Source organism: Starkeya nomas (assembly GCF_902703545.1).
GTDB classification, from domain to species: Bacteria; Pseudomonadota; Alphaproteobacteria; order Rhizobiales; family Xanthobacteraceae; genus Ancylobacter; species Ancylobacter moscoviensis.
Genome location: NZ_CACSAS010000001.1, coordinates 33881 through 58337, shown reverse-complemented (window position 1 = coordinate 58337; position 24457 = coordinate 33881). Strand labels below are relative to the sequence as shown.

Annotated in this window: 26 protein-coding genes; 10 read left to right on the top strand and 16 right to left on the bottom strand. The window is 66.6% G+C overall.

The genetic code is table 11. The features are described from left to right. Window position 1: 1 nt before the first annotated feature. Entirely contained in the window at window positions 2-442 is a 441-nt protein-coding gene (locus tag STARVERO_RS00310; RefSeq protein WP_159597508.1) for a tripartite tricarboxylate transporter TctB family protein, read from the bottom strand. A 9-nt stretch (window positions 443-451) separates the two neighbouring features. Continuing rightward, on the bottom strand, window positions 452-1435 hold the full coding sequence (locus STARVERO_RS00305; protein WP_159597507.1) for a Bug family tripartite tricarboxylate transporter substrate binding protein: 984 nt from the start codon (window positions 1433-1435) through the stop codon (window positions 452-454). Between the two features lie 94 nt (window positions 1436-1529). On the opposite strand from STARVERO_RS00305, the gene STARVERO_RS00300 reads away from it, so the two are divergent. The 4 genes from STARVERO_RS00300 (at window position 1530) to STARVERO_RS00285 (ending at window position 4362) form a co-directional block, all read left to right on the top strand. Next, window positions 1530-2228 (top strand): GntR family transcriptional regulator, encoded by a 699-nt coding sequence (locus tag STARVERO_RS00300; RefSeq protein ID WP_244616458.1) that lies wholly within the window; start codon window positions 1530-1532, stop codon window positions 2226-2228. Between the two features lie 244 nt (window positions 2229-2472). Next, a complete protein-coding gene (locus STARVERO_RS00295) occupies window positions 2473-2769 on the top strand; it encodes a DUF6166 domain-containing protein (RefSeq protein ID WP_144343756.1) in 297 nt (98 codons plus the stop codon). Between the two features lie 8 nt (window positions 2770-2777). Continuing rightward, window positions 2778-3560, top strand: coding sequence for an alpha/beta fold hydrolase (locus STARVERO_RS00290; RefSeq protein WP_159597506.1), 783 nt, complete (start codon window positions 2778-2780; stop codon window positions 3558-3560). A gap of 73 nt (window positions 3561-3633) precedes the next feature. After that, window positions 3634-4362, top strand: a complete 729-nt coding sequence (locus STARVERO_RS00285) for a GntR family transcriptional regulator (RefSeq protein ID WP_159597505.1) — start codon at window positions 3634-3636, stop codon at window positions 4360-4362. Window positions 4363-4428: 66 nt separating this feature from the next. Here STARVERO_RS00285 and STARVERO_RS00280 read toward each other — a convergent pair whose 3' ends face one another. The 5 genes from STARVERO_RS00280 to STARVERO_RS00260 are packed head-to-tail and all read right to left on the bottom strand — an operon-like array spanning window position 4429 to window position 9154. After that, the gene (locus tag STARVERO_RS00280) at window positions 4429-5151 is read right to left on the bottom strand and encodes an ABC transporter ATP-binding protein (protein WP_159597504.1); all 723 of its coding nucleotides are present in this window, start codon (window positions 5149-5151) and stop codon (window positions 4429-4431) included. Beyond that, entirely contained in the window at window positions 5145-5972 is an 828-nt protein-coding gene (locus tag STARVERO_RS00275) for an ABC transporter ATP-binding protein (RefSeq protein ID WP_159597503.1), read from the bottom strand. Before STARVERO_RS00275 ends, STARVERO_RS00280 begins: the two co-directional genes overlap by 7 nt. A gap of 3 nt (window positions 5973-5975) precedes the next feature. Further along, entirely contained in the window at window positions 5976-6992 is a 1017-nt protein-coding gene (locus tag STARVERO_RS00270) for a branched-chain amino acid ABC transporter permease (protein ID WP_159597502.1), read from the bottom strand. Then, window positions 6989-7870 (bottom strand): branched-chain amino acid ABC transporter permease, encoded by an 882-nt coding sequence (locus STARVERO_RS00265; protein WP_144343762.1) that lies wholly within the window; start codon window positions 7868-7870, stop codon window positions 6989-6991. The genes STARVERO_RS00270 and STARVERO_RS00265 overlap by 4 nt, the downstream gene beginning before the upstream one ends. A 9-nt stretch (window positions 7871-7879) precedes the next feature. Continuing rightward, the gene (locus STARVERO_RS00260; RefSeq protein ID WP_159597501.1) at window positions 7880-9154 is read right to left on the bottom strand and encodes an ABC transporter substrate-binding protein; all 1275 of its coding nucleotides are present in this window, start codon (window positions 9152-9154) and stop codon (window positions 7880-7882) included. A gap of 306 nt (window positions 9155-9460) precedes the next feature. Here STARVERO_RS00260 and STARVERO_RS00255 point away from each other — a divergent pair, with 306 nt between their 5' ends. Continuing rightward, window positions 9461-9823, top strand: a complete 363-nt coding sequence (locus STARVERO_RS00255; protein ID WP_144343764.1) for an antibiotic biosynthesis monooxygenase family protein — start codon at window positions 9461-9463, stop codon at window positions 9821-9823. A gap of 6 nt (window positions 9824-9829) precedes the next feature. On the opposite strand, the gene STARVERO_RS00250 is transcribed toward STARVERO_RS00255, so the two are convergent. Continuing rightward, complete coding sequence (locus STARVERO_RS00250) at window positions 9830-10939, bottom strand: Zn-dependent alcohol dehydrogenase (protein ID WP_159597500.1); 1110 nt, start codon at window positions 10937-10939, stop codon at window positions 9830-9832. 187 nt (window positions 10940-11126) lie between these two features. Between STARVERO_RS00250 and STARVERO_RS00245 the strand changes: the two genes are divergently transcribed. The 3 genes from STARVERO_RS00245 to STARVERO_RS00235 all read left to right on the top strand — a co-directional run bounded on the left by STARVERO_RS00245 (window position 11127) and on the right by STARVERO_RS00235 (window position 12641). Beyond that, window positions 11127-11930 carry a sterol desaturase family protein gene (locus STARVERO_RS00245; RefSeq protein WP_159597499.1) on the top strand — a complete coding sequence of 268 codons (804 nt, stop codon included), beginning with the start codon at window positions 11127-11129 and terminating at the stop codon, window positions 11928-11930. 35 nt (window positions 11931-11965) lie between these two features. Further along, window positions 11966-12361, top strand: a complete 396-nt coding sequence (locus tag STARVERO_RS00240) for a hypothetical protein (protein ID WP_144343767.1) — start codon at window positions 11966-11968, stop codon at window positions 12359-12361. Window positions 12362-12443: 82 nt separating this feature from the next. Then, complete coding sequence (locus tag STARVERO_RS00235) at window positions 12444-12641, top strand: hypothetical protein (RefSeq protein WP_144343768.1); 198 nt, start codon at window positions 12444-12446, stop codon at window positions 12639-12641. 37 nt (window positions 12642-12678) lie between these two features. On the opposite strand, the gene STARVERO_RS00230 is transcribed toward STARVERO_RS00235, so the two are convergent. Next, window positions 12679-13092, bottom strand: coding sequence for a group III truncated hemoglobin (locus tag STARVERO_RS00230; RefSeq protein WP_144343769.1), 414 nt, complete (start codon window positions 13090-13092; stop codon window positions 12679-12681). 248 nt (window positions 13093-13340) lie between these two features. Continuing rightward, a complete protein-coding gene (locus STARVERO_RS00225) occupies window positions 13341-14282 on the bottom strand; it encodes a hydrogen peroxide-inducible genes activator (RefSeq protein ID WP_159597498.1) in 942 nt (313 codons plus the stop codon). Between the two features lie 220 nt (window positions 14283-14502). On the opposite strand from STARVERO_RS00225, the gene katG reads away from it, so the two are divergent. Further along, window positions 14503-16680, top strand: a complete 2178-nt coding sequence (katG, locus tag STARVERO_RS00220) for a catalase/peroxidase HPI (protein WP_159597497.1) — start codon at window positions 14503-14505, stop codon at window positions 16678-16680. Between the two features lie 123 nt (window positions 16681-16803). On the opposite strand, the gene STARVERO_RS00215 is transcribed toward katG, so the two are convergent. From STARVERO_RS00215 to cyoA, 5 genes are read right to left on the bottom strand one after another with little or no spacing between them, the layout of a single operon-like run. Next, entirely contained in the window at window positions 16804-17505 is a 702-nt protein-coding gene (locus STARVERO_RS00215; protein ID WP_159597496.1) for an SURF1 family protein, read from the bottom strand. A gap of 59 nt (window positions 17506-17564) precedes the next feature. Further along, window positions 17565-17942: a cytochrome o ubiquinol oxidase subunit IV gene (gene cyoD, locus STARVERO_RS00210; protein ID WP_159597495.1), complete on the bottom strand. Its 378-nt coding sequence runs from the start codon at window positions 17940-17942 to the stop codon at window positions 17565-17567. Then, on the bottom strand, window positions 17939-18565 hold the full coding sequence (cyoC, locus tag STARVERO_RS00205) for a cytochrome o ubiquinol oxidase subunit III (protein ID WP_159597494.1): 627 nt from the start codon (window positions 18563-18565) through the stop codon (window positions 17939-17941). The genes cyoD and cyoC overlap by 4 nt, the downstream gene beginning before the upstream one ends. Continuing rightward, the gene (gene cyoB, locus STARVERO_RS00200) at window positions 18562-20574 is read right to left on the bottom strand and encodes a cytochrome o ubiquinol oxidase subunit I (RefSeq protein ID WP_159597493.1); all 2013 of its coding nucleotides are present in this window, start codon (window positions 20572-20574) and stop codon (window positions 18562-18564) included. Before cyoB ends, cyoC begins: the two co-directional genes overlap by 4 nt. A gap of 8 nt (window positions 20575-20582) precedes the next feature. Next, entirely contained in the window at window positions 20583-21785 is a 1203-nt protein-coding gene (cyoA, locus tag STARVERO_RS00195) for a ubiquinol oxidase subunit II (protein WP_159597492.1), read from the bottom strand. Between the two features lie 197 nt (window positions 21786-21982). Here cyoA and STARVERO_RS00190 point away from each other — a divergent pair, with 197 nt between their 5' ends. After that, window positions 21983-23302, top strand: a complete 1320-nt coding sequence (locus STARVERO_RS00190; RefSeq protein WP_159597491.1) for an MFS transporter — start codon at window positions 21983-21985, stop codon at window positions 23300-23302. Window positions 23303-23433: 131 nt separating this feature from the next. Here the strand turns inward: STARVERO_RS00190 and STARVERO_RS00185 are convergent, their stop codons facing one another. After that, entirely contained in the window at window positions 23434-24447 is a 1014-nt protein-coding gene (locus tag STARVERO_RS00185) for a proline racemase family protein (RefSeq protein ID WP_159597490.1), read from the bottom strand. Window positions 24448-24457 lie beyond the last annotated feature (10 nt).

Below are 24457 nucleotides of genomic sequence, written 5' to 3'. Positions count from 1 at the left end.
GTCAGATACCCAGCGGTCCGCGCGGCAGGGGCAGACCGAGCACGACGTCGATCAGCAGCAGGAAGGTCACTGAAAGCGCGACCGAGGCGATGGCGGTGCCGATTGTCGGGCCCCGGAAGGCCTTGCCGCACGCAAAGCACAGAAGGGCCGTCGCCAGGACGAAGCCGATGAATTCCAGCGCGAGCGGATAGAAAAAGCTCGCGCCGGCGACCACGGCCACCCGGCCGTAGTCGCCCACTTCCCACGCGATCTCGTCGGGCCGCAGGAGGATGGATGCACCGGCGATCGCCAGCAGCGCCCCGACCACCATCGGGAAGGCCTTCGGACCGACGGGGTCGGCGGCGAAGGGAACGTCGAGCGACCAGGCATGCCAGATCGCGCCGATGCCGATGAGGAGAAAGAGAGAGCCGGTGATCCGGTCGCCCAACAGCCCAGCCTTCATGACCCGACCTCAGTTATCGGTGGTCTTCAGGCCGACTTCGGCGGCGAGCTTGCGGAAGGCGTCGGTGCGCTGCTTGGCAAACGCATCGAAGTCCGCGCCGACCATGTCGTATTCGAACAGGCCCTGGTCCGTGCGCACCTTCTGCCACTTGGGATCGGCATTGAGCTTCTTCAGCGCATCGACCCAGTAGGCGTACTGCTCGTCGGTGATCTTCGGCGGGGCATAGAAGCCGCGCACGATCGGCCACTGGACGTCGTAGCCCTGTTCCTTGGCGGTGGGCACATTGGCGAAGACGCCCGGCAGGCGATCTTCGGAGAAGGTCGCGAGCACGCGGATCTCGCCGGCTTCGAGCTGGCCCTGCACTTCGGAAGCATCGCCCGGCACCGCCTGGATGGTGCCGCCGAGCAGCGCCGCCAGCGCCTCGCCGCCGCCTTCATAGGACAGGTAGCGCATCTTGCGCGGATCGACGCCCGCGGCCTTGGCGACGAGGGCGGGCTTCATCCAGTCCTGGCTGCCGACCGTGCCGCCGGCACCGATCGTCACCGAACCCGGATCCTTCTTCAGCGCGTCGACGAAATCCTGCAGCGTCTTGTAGGGGCTGTCCTTGCGCACGGCCAGCACGCCGTAATCCGCGCCGATGGCGCCGAGCCAGCGCACGTCGTTCTCGTTGAAGCGGCCGAACTTGCCCTGGGCGAGATTGACCCAGGAGCCGGTCGACACGGCGATGATGACGTTGGGGTCGTCGACCCGGCGGGCCTGGATGTTGTTGTAGGCGACGGCGCCGATGCCGCCGGGCATGTTGGTGGTGCGGATCGTCGGCTTGACGATGCCGAGCTCGTTGAGCTGCTGGGAGGTGATGCGGCAGGTGAGATCGAAGCCGCCGCCCGGCGCGGCCGGGGCGATGCATTCGGGGTTGGCGGGCTCGAAATTCTGGGCCGGCGCCACGCCGCCGAGGGCGAGGCCGGCCGTGACGGCCAGAAGCAGGCGTATCATCTGGTTATCCTCCCAAGTTTTCGTTATTGTCGACACATTGCAGAGAATTGTCGCGATCGCAAGCCGATGTCGACCAATTTATAAGGAGGTGAGCTTGAGCGCGCCCATCAATGTGTCGACACAAATCGCCTATCCAGAGGGTGCTCGGCGCTCGAACCAGTCCGACGCGCTTTTCGACATGCTCACCTCGGCGATCATGGCGGGGCGCATCCGGCCGGGAGAGAAGCTGAATGAGCCGGCGCTTGCCGACGAGTTCGGCGTCAGCCGCGCACCGGTCCGCGAGGCGTTGAGACGCCTTCAGGAGAAGGGACTCGTCACACATGTCGCCCATCAGGGCGTCCGGGTGATCTCGCCGACGCTGGAGGATTTCCTGTCGCTGCTCGATGTGCGTGAAGCGCTGGAGGGCATGGCCTGCCGGCTGGCCGCGACGGCGATGACCGATGTCGAGTTCGAGAAGCTCGCTGCCATCGTCGAGCGGCATGGCGAGGGGCTGCATTCCGATCCGGAGGGCCCCTACGTCCAGAACGATTTCGACAACGACTTCCATGTGCGCATCGCGATGGGCTGCCGGAATCCGGTACTTACCGGGCTGCTGTGCGAGCAGTTCTATCCCCGGCTGAAACTCTGCCGCTCGCGACACGGGCTGCTGAAGGGGCGCGGTCTCGCCGCGTGGAAGGAACACCGCCGCATCCTTGCCGCGCTCGTCGAGCGGGATGGTGATGTTGCGGAAATCCTCATGCGACGGCACATCCGGGCGGCGCGGGAGGCCCTGCTCGCAACGGGGCCGTCGTAAGCGGTTGTCCGCGTTCTCGGAGGGCCGTTCGGAGCCGCGCCGTTCGAACCGTACTCGGGCCAACGGCGTTGGCGGCGCTCCGACCGGAGATCATGTTCCGGGCCTGCCCCTGCGCCTGTCGGCAATGCCGTTCCCCGATTGCGGATGTCCCCGCGCTTGGAACGTCGACGAGGCACGAATTCCATTGCCTGCCATAAAATAGACATCTAACATGTCAGATGTCGGGTGCTAATGGAATTTGGTTATGAAGACATATCGCGGAGACAGGACCATCGACGGCGTGCTGGTGACGGTGGACGGCGTTCCGCTGCCGGAGCGTACGGACATCAGGGAAATAAGCCGAGACGGCTTCGAGTGGAGCTATGAGGGGATCGCTCCCGCGCAACTCGCCCTGGCCATGCTCGCCGATCATTTCGGTGCCGCCGAGCCGGCCTTGACGAACCATGAGCGCTTCATGCGCGATGTGGTCGCCAATTTCGGCAATGAGTGGGAGTTCACCAGCGCCGATATCGACGCCGCTCTCACTGCCCGCGCGGCCTGAGTGCCGCCATGGTGCCGCCCACGACAGACGTCATCGACACGCCCGCCGGCGCCATCGAGTGCCTGCGGGTCGCCGGCGGCGCGGACCCCGCGCGCGGCAGCTTCATACTGTTGCACGGTATACAGGGCACGGCGGCGAGCTGGAGCGCGGTCGCGGCGCGGCTCGGCGGCGAACGGGTGATCCTCATGCCGAACCTGCGCGGGCGCGGGCGTTCGCTCAGCCCGCCGTCGCCCGAGGCCTACACGCTCGCTCACTTCGCGGCGGACCTCCATGCCGTGATCGAGGCGGCACCGGCTCCGGTGACGCTGGTCGGGTGGAGCATGGGGGTGCTGGTGGCGCTGAGCTATCTCTCCCGGCACGACCCCGCCCGGCTCGACGGTCTAGTCCTGGCGAGCGGCACCGCCTGTGCGGGGACCGAGGCGGTGTGGTTCCATTCCGATAGCCATGAAGGCCTCGCCGAAGAAGCACGGCTGCGGGCCGAGCGGCTGGCGCTTTCCGCCTATGCCACGCCGGTGGCGGTGGCCGGCGCATGGCAGAGCGTCCGCAATGCCGATCTGAGCGCCGCGCTGGCCGGCATCGTCCTGCCCACTCTGGTGTTGCATGGCGCGGAGGACGACCAGTGCCCGCTCGCGCATGGCCGGCGGATCGCCGAGGGCATTCCCGGCGCGCGGCTCGACGTGTGGCCGGGCGCCGGGCATAATCTGATGGCGCAGGATCCGGAGCGTTTCGCGCAGGCCCTGCTGCGCCTTTATGCCGCCGCGCGGGGTGATATGCTGGCCGCGACTCAGTGATATCTCAGACTTCGATATCTCCAGACTTCGCCTTCCACCGTCCTTTCCCGGCCGGTTTTCTCCGGAGTTCCCCATGCCGCCAGCAGGTACCAAGCGCGCCGCCACGGACACCCGTAAGACCGGCACGTCGCGCAGCCGGCGCAATGAGGAGCGGTTCGAGACCGAGGATCTCACGCTCACCGATCGCGCCTATCGCCAGCTGGAGGAGCTGATCTCGACGCTGCAGCTGCCGCCGGGCACGGTGCTCTCCGAGCTGACGCTGGCGCAGCGCCTCAATATCGGCCGCACGCCGATCCGCGAGGCGTTGCAGCGCCTGGCGCGCGACGGGCTGGTGGTGGTGCTGCCCCGACGCGGCGTGCTGGTTTCCGAGATCAATCTGCGCACCCAGCTCCGCCTGCTGGAGACCCGGCGGGTGCTGGAGCGTCTGATGGCCGAGCTCGCGGCCGAGCGGGCCAGCGACGAGGAACGCGAGCAGTTCGCCCAGATCGCCGACGGCATGCGCGCGGCGGCCGAGCGGGCGGACGGCATCGAGTTCATGCGGCTCGACCGCGCGCTGAACACGCTGGTGTCCGAGGCGGCGCGCAACGAGTTCGCCAGCCGCTCCATGGGGCTGATGCACGCCCTGTCCCGCCGCTTCTGGTACCAGCATTACAAGCGCGTGGCGGACCTGCCGCTGGCGGCGCATCTGCACGCCGAGCTTGCCGCCGCCATTGCGGTGCGCGACAGCGCCAAGGCGGGCGAGGCTTCCGACAAGCTGATCGATTATATCGAATCCTTCGCCCGCAAGACGCTGGACGACTGACAGGACGCTGGACGGCCGATGCGAAAGGCCGGCTCCGCATGCGGGCGCCGGCCTTCGCATTCTGCCTCACGCATGCTCCAGCTCGACCTCGCCGGCGATGACGCGCATCACCGCGCGGTCGGCCTGCGCCTGCGCCAGCGTGCCCTCGAAGATCATCTCGCCGCGCTCCACCACATAGAGCCGGTCGACGTAATCGGGCAGATGGTGGACGTTGGACTCCGCCATCAGCACCGCCTCGCCCATGGCGCGGATCGACGCGATGCCTTCGGATATGACTGGGATGATCGCTGGCGACAGGCCCTCGAACGGCTCGTCGAGCAGAAGCAGGCTCGGGTCCAGCGCCAGCGCCCGGGCGACCGACACCATCTTGCGCTCGCCGCCGGAGAGCTGCTGGCCGCCGCGCGCCAGATATTGCCGCAGCTTGGGAAAGACTTTCAGCGAGCGCTCGATCCGGTCCTCTTCCGAGAGCGGGGAGGGGCGCGTCCAGGTCGGCAGCGCGATGTTGTCCGCCACGGTGAGGTCGCCATAGACGTCGGATTCCTCCGGCGAATAGCCAATGCCGAGCTGTGCGATCTTGTAGGTCGGCAGGCCGACGAGGTTCTGCCCCTTGAAGCTGATCGAGCCCGCGACCGGCTGGCGGTGCCCCATGATGGTGCGGAAGGTCGTGGTCTTGCCGGCGCCGTTGCGGCCGATCAGGCAGACCAGCTCACCCGGCTCCACCGTGAGGTCGAGCCCGTTGAGGATGCGGCTGCCGGCAATGTCGACCTTGAGGCCGGAAATCTTCAGCATGCCGCGCTCCTCTGGCTGGCCGTCTCGGACGAGGTGTTGAGATTGGCGGCCTTGGGCCGCAGCTGCGGAGGCCGGGTGCCGACCACCGCCGCGATCAGCGCCGGATCCTTGAAGAACACCTCCGGCTTCTCATCCGCCAGCACGCGCCCGGCCTGCAGCGCGACGATGCGGTCGGAGTAGCGCGCGACGAGATCCATGTCGTGCTCGACCTGGATGATGCCGCGCACGCCCGCCTTCCGGCACGCATCGATCAGCAGTTCCATGATGGAATGCTTGTCGCCGGTGGAGACGCCCGAGGTCGGCTCGTCGATCAGGATCAGCTCGGGCTTGAGCGCGAAGGCGCTGGCGACGTCGAGCAGCTTCTTCTCGCCCTGCGAGAGGGCGCGGGCGGGCTGGTCGAGCCGGTGGCGCAGGTTGAAGATCTCCGCCACTTCCTCCACCGCATCGGCGACCTCGCGGTCGCGGGCGAGGCTGCGCAGCGGGTTGCCGGTGCGCTTGAGCCGCGAGGAGGCCGCGACTCCCAATGTCTCGCGCACGGTGAGCTCGGGGAAGACGTTCACCAGCTGGAAGCCGCGGGCCATGCCGCGCCGCGCCAGTTCCACCGGGCCGATGCCGCCGATGTCCGTGCCGCGAAACGCGACCCGGCCGGAGGTGGGCCGGAGCAGGCCGGTGAGCACGTTCACCAGCGTACTCTTGCCCGCGCCGTTGGGGCCAACGATGGAGATGAACTCGCCGTCGGCGACCGAGAGGGAAACATCGGTCAAGGCGTGGAAGTCGCCGTAGCTTTTGCAGACCGTGCGGGCCTCGAGAAGTGTCGTCATAGCTCAGCTCCCGCGCTTGAAGCGAGTGAACAGGCCGCCGGCGATGCCGGAAAGGCCGCCGGGGAAGAACACCACCAGCAGGATCAGCACCGCACCCATGACGAACCGCCAGTACTGCGTCACCGACATCACCATGTCCTGCAGCAGCACGAAGGCGAGGGAGCCCACCACCGGGCCGATGAAGGCGCCGGAACCGCCGAGGACCGCCATAAAGACGAGGTTGCCGGACTGGGTCCAGTACACGATCTCCGGGTCGGCGAGGCCGATGGTGATCGCGAGGATCGCGCCGCCGATGCCGCCATAGACGCCGGAGATGACATAGGCGGACAGACGCATGCGGGTGACCTCGACGCCGAGATAGGACGCCTTCTGCGCGTTCTCCCGGATCGCCTGCAGATGCAGGCCGAATGGCGAGCGCACGATGCGCCACATCAGCAGGCCGAGAGCGGTGAGCAGGCCGAGGGCGTAGTAGTAGAACGGCCCGGTGAGGAAGGCGGTCTTGCCACCCTCGAACTCCATGCCGAACAGCAGCGGGCGCAGCACCCGCATGCCCTGGTCGCCGCCGGTGATGCCGTAGAACTTGTACAGCACTGAGTGGAACAGCATGCCGAAGGCCAGCGTCAGCATGCCGAAGAAGATGCGGGTGTAGCGCACGCACAGGAAGCCGACCGGTACCGCGATGATCACCGAGGCGGCGATCGACACCAGCAGGATCAGTTCGAACGACAGGATGCCGAGCTTCGAGGTCATCACCGCCGCGCTGTAGGCGCCGATGCCGAGGAACATGGCATGGCCGAAGGACAGCAGCCCGGTATAGCCGAACAGCAGGTTGAACCCGAGCAGGGCGATGGCGAGCGCGAAGAACGGCACCATGAGGGTGAGCGTGTAGGTGGAGGCGAAGAACGGCAGGGCCGCCATCGCCGCCACGATCACCAGGAAGGCCCACAGGCCGGAAGCGCGGGAGGCTTCGGCGGCCGGGCGTGCGAGGGCGGTGCTTTCGACGATATGGGGGGCGCTCATGCCATCGCCTTTCCGAACAGGCCGGCTGGGCGCAGGATGAGCACCGCGATGACGACCACGTAGATCGAGAGGATTTCAGCTTCCGGCAGCACCATGATCGCCACCGCGCGGATGAGGCCGACGATGAGCGCGCCGGCCATCGCCCCGCGCATCGAGCCCAACCCGCCGATCACCACCACGGCGAAGGCTTCCACCACCAGTTCCACCGACATTTCCAGCGAGGCGGCGGAGGCCGGCACCACCAGCGCGCCGCCCACCGTGCCGAGCATGCAGCCGACGGTGAACACCGCCGCGAAGACGCGGTTGGAGTTCACGCCGAGCCCCTCGGACATCTCGCGGTTCTCGGCGGTGGCGCGGATGATGCGCCCGGTGCGCGTGCGCTGCAGGAACAGGCCGAGCCCGGCGGCGATGGCGATGCTCGCGGCGATGACCAGCAGGTTGTAGGTTGGTACGCGGACACCGGCGAATTCCGCGGTGCCGTAGGCGAGATAGGCGTTGTCGAGGGTCAGCGGCGTCGGCCCCCAGAGGAAGCGCATCACGTCCTGGAAGACCAGCAGCAGGCCGAAGGTCAGCAGCAGCTGGTGGCTCTCGTCACGCCGGTAGACCGTGCGCAGCAGCCGCTCCACCGGCAGGCCGATGAGGCCGATGGCGAGCCCTGCCGCGAGCAGCACCGGCAGCACCACGACGCTCGGCAGCCCCATCGCCGCGGCGCCCGCCACGGCGGTGATGCCGAAATAGGCGCCGAGCGCGTAGAAGGACCCGCAGGCCAGATTGACGATCTTCTGGACGCCGAACACCAGCTGGAGCCCGGCAGCCACGAGGAAGACCACGGCGGCGTGGAACACGCCACCGAGGATCATGTCGACATACATGCTCATGGTGCGCCCTCAGACCGGCAGCTTCGCGGTCTTCAGCCATTCCCAGAAATCCATGCCCGGCGGCTTCTGGAGCTGGTCGGCGGTGTAGGCGTTCACGGTGCGCAGGGTTGGGAAGTCGTAGGCGTTATCGTTGGTCGACAGGCCCTGGTAGAACACCTGCTCGGCGATCTTGTCGGCGCGGAAGCGCCCCGGCCCGCCAAGGCTCTGCACTTCCTGCCTGGGGATCGCGTCGATGATCTCGTCGAGCTTGGGCCAGCGCCCGGTGGCCTTGGCGGCGGCCTCGGTGCCGGCCTTGTAGGCGGCCAGCGCGAAATAGGCCCGGTCGGCCTCCCAGTGCGGCGCCTGCTGGTAGCGCTCCATGTAGTCCTCGACGAAGGCCTTCTGGAGCGGCGAGGCGTCGGGCAGCGCGAAGTAGAGCGTGTTGTGCCCGAAGACGATGTTCTCCGGCATGAAGCTCTTCTTGAGCTGGTTGAGCTGCCAGCCGGCGGCCGGCAGGGCGAGGTTCACGCCTTCGAACAGGCCGGCGGCGCTGCCCTGCTTCATGAACACCGGCAGGTCGGCGAACAGCATGGAGGAGAAGATGAAGTCGGGCTTGGCCGCCTTCAGCGCCGCGATGTGGGAGGTGAGGTCCATGGTGCCGACCTTGGGCCACTGCTCGGCCACCACCTCGTATTGCACCCCGGCACGGGTGAGGATCTGCCGGAACGCCTCCCAGTTGTTGCGCCCGTAGGAGTAGTCGGGATTGATGCCGGCGACGCGCTTGATCTTGTTGCCGAAATACTTGACCGACAGCAGCGAGGACATGACCGCCTCGCACTCATTGTCGGTGGAGCGGAACACGTAGCGCGCGTCGGGCATCGCCTCCTTCACACCGTCCTGCGTGGTGCCGTCCCACATGATGAGCAGCGCCTGCTCCTCCTCGGCGACGGGCGCGACGCCCATCGACACGCCGGTGGAGATCAGTCCCTGCACGCAGTCGACCTTCTCCTGCAGCACCAAGCGGCGGAAGCGCTCGATGGTGTCCTTGGGCGAGGTCTCCTCCTCGAAGATCAGCTCGACGGGACGCCCGGCGATGCCGCCGTCCTTGTTCATGCGGTCGGCGGCCCATTGCACGGCGCGGATACCGCATTCGCCGACCGTTCCCATGGCGCCGGAGCGCGGAGCGAGAATGCCGATGCGGACAGGTTTCGACTGGGCGATGGCCGGCGCGAAGACGCCCGGCATGGACGCGGACAGACCGGCAGCACCGATCCCCCGCAGCACTGAGCGGCGGTTGAGATTCATCGTGATTTCCTCCCCTGCGGGTCTGACGCCCGTCCTAGGTCTGACATATCATAAATATGCAAAATGAATGTCTGCAACAGATAATTTTGACTTAGATCAATTTGTGATGAGGGTGCGACAGGGGAGAGGTCGGCGGAAACCCGCTCCAGGTCTCATTTGTCGCTCCGGACGCGCCGCCTCCGGGAGCGTGAATGCGGCCCCCCGACGGCACAGTGATATATCTATGGAATATTTTATGTTCGGCAGACTTTACGCGTTGCCTGCCTCGTGTGCAGGATGAGGGATCGCAGCAACCGGGAGCCTGTCATGATCGCCGTCATCTTCGAAGTCTGGCCTGCCGAGGGCGAACGCCAGCACTATCTCGACATCGCTGCCGCGCTGCGCGCCGATCTCCTCGAGATCGACGGCTTCATCTCCGTGGAGCGCTTCCAGAGCCTGGCCGAGCCGGAGAAGATGCTCTCGCTTTCCTTCTGGCGCGACGAGGAGGCGGTCCGCCGCTGGCGCAACCGCCCCGACCACCGTGCGGCGCAGGCGAAGGGCCGCAGCGGCGTGTTCCGCGACTACCGGCTGCGTATCGCCGAGGTGTCGCGCGACTACACGCTGACCGACCGGACGCAGGCGCCCGGCGACAGCCGGCAGGCGCACCGTCCGGCCGACCTCGCCATCTGAGCGGCGTCAGAACATGATGACGCTTCGTATGGCGTCGCCGCGCCGGAGGGCGTCGAAGCCGTCATTGACCTCATCGAGGGAGATTCGGGCGGTGATGAGTTCGTCGAGCTTGAGCCGCCCGTCGAGATAGGCCCGCGCCAGCAGGGGAAAATCCCGGTGCGGGCGGGCCCCGCCATAGGAGGAGCGGCGGATCCGCTTTTCGCCCATCAGCGAGCCCCAGCGGAACGCGACATCCTTGTCCACGTCGATCTTGCCGAGCCAGACGATCTCGCCGCCCGGACGCACCGCCTCGGCGCTCACCCGGAAGGCGGCGGGGTTGCCGGCGGATTCCAGCACGACGTCGGCGCCGCGCCCGCCGGTCGCCTTGCGCGCCACCTCCGTCGGCTCCTCATGCGCCGCGTTCACCAGCCGGGTCGCGCCCATGGCGCCGGCGAGCGCGAGCTTGGCCTCGTTCAGGTCCACGGCGATGATCTCCTGCGCCCCGGCGAGCCGCGCGCCCTGCACGGCGGACAGGCCGACGGCGCCGCAGCCCAGCACCATCACCGTGTCGCCATGCCGGATCGCGGCGACGTTCATCGCCGCGCCGGCCCCGGTCATCACCCCGCAGCCGATGAGACAGGCTCGGTCGAAGGGGATCTCGCGCGGCACCGGGATCGCCTGCTGGTCCGGCACGATGCAGTAGTCGCCGAAGGCGCCGAGGAACATCAGCTGGCGCAGCTCGCGTCCGTCGGCGAGCCGCGCGCGCGGGCTGCCATCGAACGCCAGCGCCTTCGCTCCCTGCTCCAGATAGTCCTCGCACAGGATCGGCAGCGAGCGGTCGCAGTAGAAGCAGCCGCCGCAATGCGGGTTCCAGGAGAGCACCACATGGTCGCCCGGCGCCACGCCGCGAGCCTGCGGGCCGACCTCCTCGACGATGCCCGCCGCCTCGTGGCCGAGCACGATCGGCATCGGGTAGCGCAGCCCGCCCTCGATCACCTCGAGGTCGGTATGGCAGAGCCCCGCCGCCTTGATCTTCACGCGCACGTCGTGCGGGCGCAGGGGCTCGGCGACGACTCTCTCGATGACAAGCGGCCCGCCGGCCTCATGCAGCACGGCGGCTCGATAGTTCAGGCTCATTCTGGATCCCCGGCCTCTCGGGTCCCGCGGGACCTGCCCGGGAACGCCTTGTCCTGACGGCTGTTGCGGCGACCTCGATCAAGTCGCTTGCCAACTAATGTAACACTGATATGTTAGATGCATTCTTGTCATAGGGCAACAGGCGCCACGCGCCGCCCCGAAGGAACGACCGCCCAAGGAGGACGACATGGAACTTCCCGTCAGCCCGATGACCGACCGCCAGCGGAAATACCGCGCGACCTACCGCGAGCGGGTTGCCGGCTGGTACAATGGCTGGCTGCACATCGCGGTGATCTACACGATCGGCTTCACCGCCCTTTACGTGTACGTCTCCAACATCCACGACGTGGCGTGGTGGGAATGGCTCACCGTCCCCGTGGTGTTCCTGTTCTGCAATTTCTTCGAATGGGCGCTGCACCGCTACGTGATGCACCGGCCCTCGCGCATCCCGCTGCTGCGCGCGGTCTACAACCGCCACACGCTGATGCATCACCAGTTCTTCACCGAGGAGGAGATGCGCTTCGCTGGCCACCACGACTGGCGCGTCACCTTTTTCCCGCCCTATGCGCTGGTGACGTTCACGCTCATGTCGATCCCCGGCGCCGTGGTGCTGTCCTGGCTGATCTCTCCCAATGTCGGCTGGCTGTTCATCGCCACCACGACCTCGGTGTACCTGCTCTACGAGTTCATGCACTTCACCACGCATATCGACGAGAACTGGTTCGTGCGGAACGTGCCGTTCATCAACACCAACCGGCGCCACCACGCCGCGCACCACAACCAGTCGATCATGATGGAGAGGAACATGAACCTCACCTTCCCGATCATGGACTGGCTGTTCGGTACCTCCGACCTTGATCGCGGCCTGATCGGCCATCTCTTCAACGGCTACGACACCCGCTACATCAAGCAGAACATGCGCAAGACCTCGCGCACGCCCCGACCCGCCGATGCCGCCGCCGGCTCCATGACCCGGCAGCCTGCCGAATAACAGGCTGCCTTCCCTTCCGTTTCAAGGAGATCGTCATGGCTGCACTCGAGCCGAACGTCGTCGCGCTTGCCTGGTTCGCCCTGTTCTCGACGCTGTGCTGCGTCGGCTTCCTCATCCTGTCGGGCTCGTTCCCGCTCAACGCCCTGCGCGAGCGGGGGCAGGCCTCAAGCCCCGTCCTCGCGCTGGTCAACGGCGCGCTGATGCTGGCGCTGGGCGGGCTCACGCTCGCCTTCGGTCTGGTCGAGCTGCAGCTCACCAGCGTGATCGTGGTGGCGGGCCTCGCCTTCCTGTTCGCTCCGGCCTCCTTCGAGATCTGGCCGGAGCGCTGGAAGGACGGGCGCACCGTGCTCGCCATCATGGCGCTGGCCCAGATCGGCGCGCTCGCCGCGCTCTACCGCATCGGGGGCGACGCGTTCGCCCCACTCGTCTAGGTCGGATCGGGGAGAGACCGCGTCATGAAGCCCAGCGCCGCCACCCCGTCCGCAACGCCCCTTCAGCCCAACGGAGCCGACCATGCCCACCATTGTCAAACTCACCATCTCGCTGATCGTGGTCCTTGTCGCGGCTGCGGGCTATGCCCTGCAGGCGCATCTCGGGCAGGTCGGCCCGAAATACGCGGTCATCTTTCTGGGAGCCTTCATGGTGATCGCCATGTGGCTGTTCCCGGAGGTCAATCGTAAGGAAATACGCGGTTCCGCCGCCAAGTCGTGACGCGGGGCGTGCGTGCCGGCTGGCTACCCGGTGGTGATCATGGCACCGCGTGCTCGTTCCCGGGCCGGGAGGCCGGCGGCAGGTCGAGCCGCAGCAGCATGGCGATCTGGAGGCTTTCCGCTATGCGGGCGGCCTTGGCCTGAAGTGCGTGGGCGACTTCAGGTGCCATCCGCTCATTCGTGGTCTGTGCCCAGAGCGCGAGCCAGCGGTCGAACAGTTCCGGAGTGATGCGGTCGCGATGCTTCATGTGGGCCGGCACCGGCCGGCCCTTGTAGCGACCGCTTGCCAGCATCACCGAAGACCAGAACGCCGCGAGCTTTTCGAGGTGCTCCGGCCAATCATGAATGGCGTCGTTGAAGATGGGGCCCAGCGCGGCATCGGCGCGGATGCGCGCATAGAAGGCGTCGACGAGTTCACGCAAGCTGCTTTCGTCGAGTTCCCGTTGAGCCATCGTCAGCCCTCCAGAGCATTCATGTCACGAGCGTCCATATGGCCTGAAAAACATGTAAACAAAATGCATCATTTAAGGGCGCGTCCATGCGCCTCACCTGCGTGTCTGCCCGGAATGAGGTTTCCGAACGGGTGCGGGCCATCCGTTTCGCGCAATCATCGGTGGACTCGACGCCTGATCCGGCTTCAGTGGCGGCCGCCCGTTTGCCACTGCGCGGGACAGCAAGTCAGGCACAAACCACGGCGGCATCAGTCCTGCGGCGGCTCGTGCAGTGACGCCTCCTGCTGCTGGCGCAGCGCGGCGGTCGAGCGGCGGACCACCTCGGATATCTGCATAAGCTGCGGGGCGAGCGGGCTGGTCTTGCGCCAGACCATGCCGATGGTCCGTGCCGGCTGCGGATCCCGGAAGCGTACGACGGAGACGGACGCCGAGCGGGTTTCGACCGCCACCGCCATTTCCGGTATGAGTGTCACGCCGATGCCGGCATCGACCATCTGCACCAGCGTGGACAGCGAGCTGGCGTCGAGGACATCGCGCGGGGGCGCCGCCCGCATGTCGACGTTGCAGAACGACAGGGCCTGATCGCGGAAGCAGTGCCCTTCCTCCAGAAGCAGCAGCCGCATCTCGCGAATGGCTTCAGGGCCGGGAACCGGCTTGCCCTTGTCCTCGCCCGGCCGGACCAGAACGAAATTCTCGGTGAACAGGGGCACTTCCGTCAGGGCCGGTTCGGACACCGGCAGGGCGACGATAGCCGTGTCGAGCCGGCCTTCCTCCAGCTCCTGTATGAGCCTTGGCGTCTGGGTCTCGCGCACGTGGATGTCCAGCCCCCGATGCAGGCGGCTGAGATTGCCGAGCAGGGTCGGCAGCAGATAAGGCGCGACCGTCGGGATCACGCCGATGCGCAGGCGTCCCACCAGCCGGTCGCGCGAGGCACGGGCCAGATCCCCCAGCTCGTCGACCGAGCGCAGGATGTCGCGGATGCGGGGAGCGAACTCCTCGCCGAACCCGGTCAGCCGGATCTGGCGCGGGCCGCGTTCGAACAGCTCGATGCCGACTTCCTCCTCCAGCTCCTTGATCTGCATCGACAGGGCCGGCTGGGAGATACCGCAGGCCTCCGCCGCCCGCCGGAAATGGCCGTGCCGGGCCAGCGCGTCGAAATAGCGGAGCTGCTTGAAAGTTACGTTCTTCATAAGAACAACTTATCACGACGATCAATAAATCGGAATTAATCTAATGAAGCATTTTTGATATGAGCCTTTGCGATGATCGGCAGCACCGAAGCCGGAACCGTCTCGGCCGCGCACATACCGACCCCGCGGGCAGCCCACGCCCCTGCAAGGCATGTTCCCGGCAGACGGCCGGCTCGACGGGCTGACCAGATAACGAACACGGACTCGATCGGAGAAAAGCATGAGCGCGACGACTGAGGGGAGCACCGGGAAATGCCCGGTCGCACATGGCACCAGCGGCACCCAGAACCGCGACTGGTGGCCGAACCAGCTCCGTGTCGATCTGTTGAGCCAGCACTCGTCCAAGTCCGATCCGCTGGATCAGGCGTTCGACTACCGCAAGGAGTTCAAGAAGCTCGACTACGAGGCGCTCAAGAGCGACCTGCGCAAGCTGATGACGGATTCGCAGGAGTGGTGGCCGGCCGATTTCGGCAATTACGGTCCGCAGTTCGTCCGCATGGCCTGGCATAGCGCCGGCACCTATCGCCTGAGCGACGGGCGCGGCGGCGGCGGTCGCGGCCAGCAGCGCTTCGCCCCGCTCAACTCCTGGCCGGACAATGTGAACATCGACAAGTCGCGCCGCCTGCTGTGGCCGATCAAGCAGAAATACGGCCAGAAGATCTCCTGGGCCGATCTGCTGATCCTGACCGGCAACGTCGCGCTGGAGACCATGGGCTTCCGCACCTTCGGCTTCGCCGCCGGCCGCGAGGACACCTGGGAGCCGGACCTCGACGTGAACTGGGGTTCGGAGACCGCCTGGCTGACCCATCGCGGCCTCGACAAGTTCGACGCGCCGCTCAGCGCCACCGAGATGGGCCTGATCTACGTGAACCCGGAAGGCCCGAACGCCAACGGCGATCCTCTTTCCGCCGCGGCCTTCATCCGCGAGACCTTCGCCCGTATGGCGATGAACGACGAGGAGACCGTCGCGCTGATCGGCGGCGGCCACACCTTCGGCAAGACCCATGGCGCCGCGCCCGAATCCCATAAGGGGCCGGACCCGGAAGCCGCCGGGCTGGAGGCTCAGGGCCTGGGCTGGGCGAGCAATTTCGGCTCCGGCTCCGGCGCCGATGCCATCGGCAGCGGCATCGAGGTCACCTGGACGCAGACGCCGGCGCAGTGGAGCAATTTCTTCTTCGAGAACCTGTTCAAGTACGAATGGGTGCAGACCCGCAGTCCCGGCGGGGCGATCCAGTGGGAGGCGAAGGACGCCGAGGCGATCATCCCCGACGCCCATGATCCGTCGAAGAAGCGCAAGCCGACCATGCTCACTACCGACCTGTCGCTGCGTGTCGATCCGATCTACGAGAAGATCTCGCGTCGTTTCCTCGAGAACCCGCAGGCTTTCGCCGAGGCCTTCGCCCGCGCCTGGTTCAAGCTGACTCATCGCGATGTCGGCCCCCGCGCGCGCTACCTCGGCCCGGAAGTGCCGAAGGAAGTGCTGATCTGGCAGGATCCGGTGCCGGCCGCCACCCATCCGCTGATCGATGACGCAGACGTCGCCGAGCTCAAGACCAAGGTGCTGGCCTCCGGCCTCACCGTGTCCGAGCTGGTCGGCACGGCGTGGGCGTCGGCGTCCACTTTCCGTGGCGGCGACAAGCGCGGTGGTGCCAATGGCGCACGCGTCCGCCTCGCGCCCCAGAAGGACTGGGAGGTGAACCAGCCCGAGCAACTCGCCAAGGTGCTCAAGGTGCTGGAAGGGATTCAGGCGGAGTTCAACCTCAGTGCTACTGGTGGCAAGCGGGTAGCGCTGGCCGACCTGATCGTGCTGGCCGGCAATGCCGGCGTCGAGCAGGCGGCGAAGGCCGGCGGCCATGACGTGGCGGTGCCGTTCACGCCCGGCCGCACCGATGCCTCGCAGGACGAGACGGACATTCACGCCTTCGCGGTGATGGAGCCCCTGGCCGATGGCTTCCGCAACTACCAGAAGCCCTCGCTGAAGGTTCCGGCCGAGGTGGCGCTGATCGACAAGGCGCAGCTTCTCACCCTGACTGCGCCGGAGATGACGGTGCTGGTCGGCGGTCTGCGCGCGATCAACATCAATAGCGACGGCTCCGCGCATGGCGTGCTCACCAGCCGCTCCGGCGCGCTGACCAATGAGGTCTTCGTCAATCTGCTGGACATGGGCACGCAGTGGAAGGCGACCGACGAGTCCAAGAACCTCTACGAGGCGCGTGACCGCAAGACCGGCGAGGTCAAGTGGACGGGCACCCGCGTCGACCTCGTGTTCGGCTCGAACTCGGTGCTGCGCGCGCTGGCCGAGGTCTATGCCAGCTCGGACGCGCAGAAGAAGTTCGTCGACGACTTCGTGGCGGCCTGGACCAAGGTGATGAACCTCGACCGCTTCGACCTGGCCTGAGACTGCCGGGCTCCCGGCCGTCGCCCCGAACGGGGCGCCGGCAATACCTTGTGTCGGACAGATCTCCCGGCGGCGTCCGGGAAGGGTATCAGCCGCAGCGGTTCGCGCCGCTGCGGCTTTTTCTTATCGCCTGCGTCCGCTGCCTTCCTTGTGGCGCCAGAGCAGGACGCCGGCGCCCACGCACATCGCGGCGAGCGCGAACCAGGTCAGCGCATAGACGAGGTGGTTGTTGGTGAACCGCACCACCGTCAGTCCGCCGACCGGAAAGCCGCCGGGAACCGGGGCCGCATCGGCATCGACGAAATAGGGCGCGACCACGACCCGCTTCTCCAATCCGCGCACCCGCGCGATGGCGGCGACGTCGCGCGAGTACCAGCGGTCGGCGGCGGGATCGTTGCTGCGCAGGAAGCCGCCTTCCGGCTCGGAAAGACGCAGCAATCCGGTCAGGATGGTATTCTCGTCCGTCTGCCCTTGCGGGCGGTTCTCCGGCGCTCGGCGCTCGGGCGGCACGAAGCCGCGATTGACGAGCACGATGAAGCCGCTGCGCGTCACGAAGGGCGTGAGCACCCAGTACCCGCCGCCCAGCGTGGTGACGGCCTGCACCAGCGTCTCTCGGTCATTGAGGAAGTGGCCGGTGAGGGAAACCGCACGGTACTCGTCTTCCGTCGAGACGGCGTCGGGCTCCGGCGCCTCGACCGGCTCCGCATGGATGCGCGCCTCGACGCGGGCGATGAGGTCGAGCTTCCAGAACAGCCGCTTCACCTGCCAGACGCCGAGACCGGCGAACAGCACGGCAAGGCCGGCGCAGAGGGCGAGGAGGAGCATCCTCGCTCGGCGTGGCTCTCTGCCTTTCGGTGCCCCCTGCGCCCGCGCGGGCGCGCGGCTCACAACATCTGCCTCATGTCGTGGGCGCCGGGCATCATGTTGGCGTTGAGGTGGTACATGACCCATAGCGAGCCGGCCAGCGTGATCACCACCAGGATCAGCGTGAACACCATGGCCATCATGTTCCATCCGCCTTCCGAGCGGAAGTTCATGTGCAGGAAGTAGATCATGTGCACGACGATCTGCACCGCCGCGAGGGCCATGATGGCGATCGCGGTGAGGGTGGCGTCGCCGAGCGTGTCCGTCATCACCAGCCAGAAGGGAATGGCGGTGAGCACGACCGACAGGCCGAAGCCGATGAGATAACCGCCCAGCGAGCCGTGCGCGGCGCCGTGATCGTCGTGATGCCCGTGAGCGGCGGTGTCGTGTGAGCTCATCGCAGCATTCCCATGAGATAGACGAAGGTGAAGACGCCGATCCACACCACGTCGAGGAAGTGCCAGAACATGGAAAGGCACATCAGCCGGCGCTTGTTGGCGGCGATCAGCCCGCGCCGCTGCACCTGCACCATCAGGGTGACGAGCCAGATGATGCCGAAGGTGACATGCAGCCCGTGGGTGCCGACCAGGGTGAAGAAGGCCGACAGGAAGGCGCTGCGCTGCGGCGTGGCGCCGATCTCGATCATGTGGTGGAACTCGTAGAGTTCGATCGAGAGGAAGGCGAGGCCGAACAGGCCGGTGATGATCAGCCACAGCTGCGTCTGCGCCCTGCGGTCCTTGTCCATCGCCAGCATGGCGAAGCCGTAGGTGATGGACGAGAACAGCAGCATGGAGGTGTTCAGCGCCACAAGCGGCAGGTCGAACAGGTCGCGCGGCCCCGGGCCGGCGGCATAGTTGCCGCCGAGCACGCCGAAGGTGGCGAACAGCACCGCGAAGATGAGGCAGTCGCTCATCAGATAGACCCAGAAGCCCAGCGCGGTGCTGTGGCCTTCCGGATGCGGGTGCTCGTCGATCTCGTAGAAGACCGGCGTCTCGCTCGCGTTCGTCACCGAGGCGCTCATGCGTTCACCCCTGCGGCGAGCAGCTTCGTGCGCGCCTCCTCGGTGCGGGCGACTTCATCGGCGGGGATGTCGAAGTCGCGGTTGTAATTGAAGCTGTGGCCGATGGCGGTACCGACGAGCGCGACGAAGGACAGTGCCGCCAGCCACCAGATGTACCAGATCAGCGCGAAGCCGAGCACGAAGCTGAGGCCGGCGAGGATCACGCCGGCGCCGGTGTTGCGCGGCATGTGGATCGCCTTGAAGCCGGCGAGCGGCCGGGTGTAGCCGCGCTGCTTCATGTCCCACCAGGCGTCGAGATCATGCACGACCGGCGTGAAGGCGAAGTTGTAGGCCGGCGGCGGCGAGGAGGTCGCCCATTCCAGCGTGCGCGCATCCCACGGATCGCCCGTGGTGTCGCGCAGTTGCTCGCGCCGCAGGATGCTGACGCCGATCTGGATCAGGAAGCAGGCGATGCCGAGCGCGATGAGGAAGGCGCCGAAGGCCGCGATCAGGAACCAGATGTGCAGCGAGGGATCGTCGAAGACGCGCAGGCGCCGCGTCACGCCCATCAGCCCGAGCACGTAGAGCGGCATGAAGGCGAAGTAGAAGCCGACGACCCAGAACCAGAAGGAGCACTTTCCCCAGAACGGATCGAGCTTGAAGCCGAACGCCTTCGGCCACCAGAAGGCGATGCCGGCGAACAGGCCGAACAGCACGCCGCCGATGATCACGTTGTGGAAGTGCGCGACGAGGAACAGCGAGTTGTGCAGCACGAAGTCGGCCGGGGGAACGGCCAGCAGCACGCCCGTCATACCGCCGATGACGAAGGTCAGCATGAAGGCGACCGTGTACATCATCGGCAGTTCGAAGCGGATGCGCCCGCGATACATCGTGAACAGCCAGTTGAACATCTTCGCGCCCGTGGGGATCGAGATGATCATCGTGGTGATGCCGAAGAAGGAGTTCACGCTGGCGCCGGAGCCCATCGTGAAGAAGTGGTGCAGCCAGACCAGATACGACAGGATGGTGATGACCACCGTGGCGTAGACCATCGAGGTGTAGCCGAACAGCCGCTTGCCGGCGAAGGTCGAGGTCACCTCGGAGAAGATGCCGAAGGCCGGCAGGATCAGGATGTAGACCTCCGGATGGCCCCAGATCCAGATCAGGTTCACGTACATCATCGGGTTGCCGCCGAAGTCGTTCGTGAAGAAGTTGGTCCCGAGGTAGCGGTCGGCGGCGAGCAGGGCCAGCACGGCGGTGAGCACCGGGAAGGCGGCGACGATGAGCACGTTGGTGCACAGCGCCGTCCAGGTGAAAACCGGCATCCTCATCATGGTCATGCCGGGGGCGCGCATCTTCACGATGGTGCAGATGAGGTTCACGCCCGACAGCAATGTGCCGACGCCCGCTATCTGCAGCGCCCATATGTAGTAATCGACGCCGACATAGGGGCTGTAGCCGATGCCCGAGAGCGGGGGGTAGGCGAGCCAGCCGGTCTGCGCGAACTCGCCGACGAACAGCGAGGTCATGACCAGCACCGCGCCGCTCACCGTCATCCAGAAGCTGAAATTGTTCAGGAACGGGAAGGAGACGTCGCGGGCGCCGATCTGCAGCGGCACCACGTAGTTCATCAGGCCCGTGACCATCGGCATGGCCACGAAGAAGATCATGATCACGCCGTGCGCGGAGAACACCTGGTCGTAGTGGTGGGCGGGCAGGTAGCCCTCGCTGCCGCCGAAGGCCCAGGCCTGCTGCAGGCGCATCATGATGGCGTCGGCGAAGCCGCGCAGCAGCATGATGATGCCCAGCACCATGTACATGATGCCGATCTTCTTGTGGTCCACGCTGGTGAACCACTCGCGCCAGAGGTAACCCCACAGCCGGAAATAGGTGATCGCGCCCAGCACCGCGAGGCCGCCGATGGCGACGACGAGGAAGGTCACGACCAGGATCGGCTCGTGATAGGGGATCGCCTGAAGGTTGAACCGGCCGAACAGGAAGCTCGGCTCGATGAAGGGCGTTTCGGTCATGGGGGCCGTCAGGAGTTGGAGGGCCGGCGCGGGCCGAGAAGGGATTCCCTCGGCTCTCTCGACGGCAGGCTGATCGGGGTGAAGGCCGGCAGGGAGCCGGAAAGCGCCGGGAGCGGCAGGCCCGCGCCGCGCACCAGCGCGGTGTCGCGGGACGCCGGGCGGGCGGCGGAGAGCGTCAGCGCGGTGGCGAGCTCCTCGGGCGTGCAGATGCCGACCACATAGCTGGGCGCGCCGCCGAACACCGTGCCGCGCCGCGCATGCTTGTCATAGGTCAGCGGCAGCACGTTGGCGACGCCCTCCAGGCCGAGGCCGCCCCTGGCGTCGATCGCCATCATCTCCTTCATGCACATCTTGCCGGGCTCGACGCACATGTTGAGGATGGCGTCGAACAGGGTCGGGTCGATGTCGGCGAAACGGCGCGCCGGCACGTTCTCGCTCGGGCGTTCGAGCTCGAGATAGGCGGCGCGGGTCAGCCGCTCCTCGCTCGCCTTCGCCTCCGAGGTCCACGCGTTGAAATCGGCGTCGGAGAGGGCCTGGAAGCGGAAGAACATGCCGGAGAAGCCGGCGCCGCTGTAGTTCGAGGAGAAGCCGCGCGACTCGCCCGGCGCGTTGGCGACGGCGTTCAGCTCCGTGCGCATGCCCGGCATGGCGTAGATCATTCCGGCGAGCGTCGGCACGTAGAAGGCGTTCATCACCGAGGAGGCGGTGATGCGGAAGCGGATCGGCCGGCCCACCGGCGCGGCGAGGTCGTTGACCGTGGCGATGCCCTGCTCGGGGTAGATGAACAGCCATTTCCAGTCGAGTGCCACGACTTCGACGTCGAGCGGCTTCGTGTCGGCCGGCACGGGCTTGCCGGCGGCGATGCGGTCGAGGGGGCGGTAGGGATCGAGCAGATGGGTGCCCATCCAGGTCAGCGCGCCCAGGCAGATGATGATCAGCAGCGGGGCCGACCAGATCACCAGCTCCATCTGCGTGGAGTGGCTCCATTCGGGCTCGTAGCGGGCTTTTGTATTGGAGGCCCGGTACTTCCAGGCGAAAAAGGCCGTGAGTGCCATCACCGGGACGATGATGAGCAGCATCAGCAGCGTGGAGATGACCAGAAGATCGCGTTGCTGCGCCGCGATATCGCCGCTCGGGTCGAGCACGACGAAGTTGCACCCGCCGAGAGCGGCCGCCAACGGAAGCAGTGCTATGAGATGAAGCCGACGCAACGTAAGATGTATCCCTGAATCTCGCCCATGGATGCTAATAGCTGCATCGCAGCAATGGAAACATCGGACAATTTGTCCAATGCCGAATTGTCGCATCGAAACCAGTTTAGCCCGGGGGTAGACTGGGGCGTGCGAATATGAAAGACGCGATCAGCGCAAATCGCAGATTTTAATTTATTCTAGTTTGGGTAAGAACTATGACCACTCCCGCATCGACATTCGAGCGCGATGCCGCACAGCTCCATGCCCGTGAGGAGCATGTGCAGCCGGGCGAGATCGCCGTCGGCGTGGTGATCGGCCGTGCATCCGAGTTCTTCGACTTTTTCGTCTATGCCATTGCCTCGGTGGTGGTGTTCCCGAAACTGGTCTTCCCCTTCACCGACGCCCTGACGGGCACGCTTTATTCCTTCGCGATCTTTGCCTTTGCCTTCATCGCGCGCCCCTTCGGAACGGCGCTGTTCATGACGGTCGAGCGCCATTACGGGCGAGGGGCCAAGCTGACGTCGGCGCTGTTCCTGCTCGGCACCTCCACCGTCGCGATCGCCTTTCTACCCTCCTATGAGGACATCGGTGCGACGGTGATCTGGCTGCTCGCGGCCTTCCGCATCGGCCAGGGGCTCGCCTGGGGCGGCACCTGGGACGGTCTCGCCCCGCTGCTGGCGATCATCGCGCCGGAAGCGCGGCGTGGCTGGTACGCCATGCTGCCACAACTCGGCGCGCTGATCGGCCTGATCGTGGCGAGCGCGCTGTTCGCCTTCTTCCTCGGCAATCTCTCGGCGGAGGATTTCTTCAGCTGGGGCTGGCGCTATCCCTTCTTCGTCGCCTTCGCCATCAACGTCGTGGCGCTGTTCGCGCGGCTGCGCATGGCGGTGACGCCGGAATATGTCGAGCTGTTCGAAAGCGGCGATCTCGAGCCGCAGCGCATCAGCGACACCGTGAAGTCCGAAGGCCGGGGCATCCTGATCGGCGCCTTCGCGCCGCTCGCCACCTTCGCGCTGTTCCACATGGTGACGGTGTTCCCGCTTTCCTGGGTGTTCCTCTTCACCGAGGAGCGGCCGACGCGATTCCTGCTGATCGAGGCGACGGCCGCCTTCTGCGGCCTTCTGGCCGTGTTCGCTTCCGGCATGGTCGCCGACCGGATCGGGCGCCGGCGCCTGCTGGGCGTCTCGGCGGTGGCGATCGCGGTGTTCAGCGGCTTCGCCCCGCAACTGCTCGCCGGCGGCGTGGTCGGCGAGACCGTGTTCATGGTTCTCGCCTTCGCCCTGCTGGGCGTGTCCTTCGGCCAGTCCTCGGGCGTGGTCGCCTCGAACTTCTCGCCGAAGTTCCGCTACACCGCCTCGGCCCTGACCAACGATCTCGCCTGGCTGTTCGGCGCGGGCTTCGCGCCGCTGGCGGCGCTGCTGCTCTCAAGCCATTTCGGCCTGCTGGCTTCGGGCGCCTATCTCCTGTCGGGAGCCGTGTGCACCCTGCTGGCGCTGCGCTTCAACAACCGGCTGGAACTTGCCGCCAGCAGCTGACCCTAGCCGCAACGGAGGGGGCCAGCGGGCGGGGGTGACGCCGAGCCCGATTTCCGAGACGCGGCGCCGATACGAATGAAGCGACCGGCGGCCTGCACGGCCGCCGGTCACCTTTCATTTCAGGCCCTGTCTCAGGCGACGAGGAAGCCGGCGCCGACCGGGTCCTTGCGGTCGATGATCCAGCGGGCGGTGCCGAGCAGGCCGGCTGTGCCCTTCACCGTGGGGCGCACCGCGCGCACATTGTCGAGCGTGGTCTCGCCGACGAGGCAGCCCTCGAAGGTGCCGGTGCCGAGCAGGCCCTCGGAACGGATCGGCTGGTTGAGGCCGATCACGCCGCGCGCCTCGAACATCGCCATCATCGCGCTGGTGCCGGTGCCGCCCGGCGAGCGGTCGAGCTGGCCGGCGCTGAAGACGTGCACGTTCTTGTAGAGCGCGCCCTCGATGGTCGGCTCGTGCCAGAAGGTGATGAAGTTGAAGTTGTTGATGTGGCCGGCGGTCGGGTGCTGGATCTTCACCTTCTCGCGGATAGCCTCGCGGGCGAGGATGCCGAGGCGCGACAGCTCGGAGCCGTTCTCCGGGCCGATCTTGAGCGAGGTGCCGCGCAGGTCGATGATGCCGAAATAGTTGCCGCCCCACACGATGTCGGCCTTCAGCGCGCCGACGCCCGGCAGGTCGAAGGCGACGTCCTGCGCCGCCACATAGGCGGGCACGTTCTCGAAGCGGGTCCACAGCACCTCTTCGCCGTCGGTCGCCACCTCGGCCTGCACGAGGCCGGCGGTGGTCTCGAAGCGGATCTTGGTGATGCCGTCATCGGCGCGGCGCACGAAGCCGTGCGCGACCATCGCCATGGCGACGGCGATCGTGCCGTGGCCGCACATGTGCGAGTACTGCGTGCCGTCGATGTAGATCAGGCCGGCATCGTATTCTGGCGAGGACGGCGGGGTGAGGAACACGCCGAACATGTCGCGGTGCCCGCGCGGCTCGCGCATCAGCGCCTCGCGCACCCAGTCATAGTTCGCTTCCAGGAAGGCGCGCTTCTCGAGGATGGAGGAGCCGGCCGGGTAGGGGATGCCGCTGTGGATGATGCACAGCGGCTCGCCCTCGGTGTGCGTGTAAATGACGTCGAAACTATCCTGCTTGCGCATCGCGAAGGCT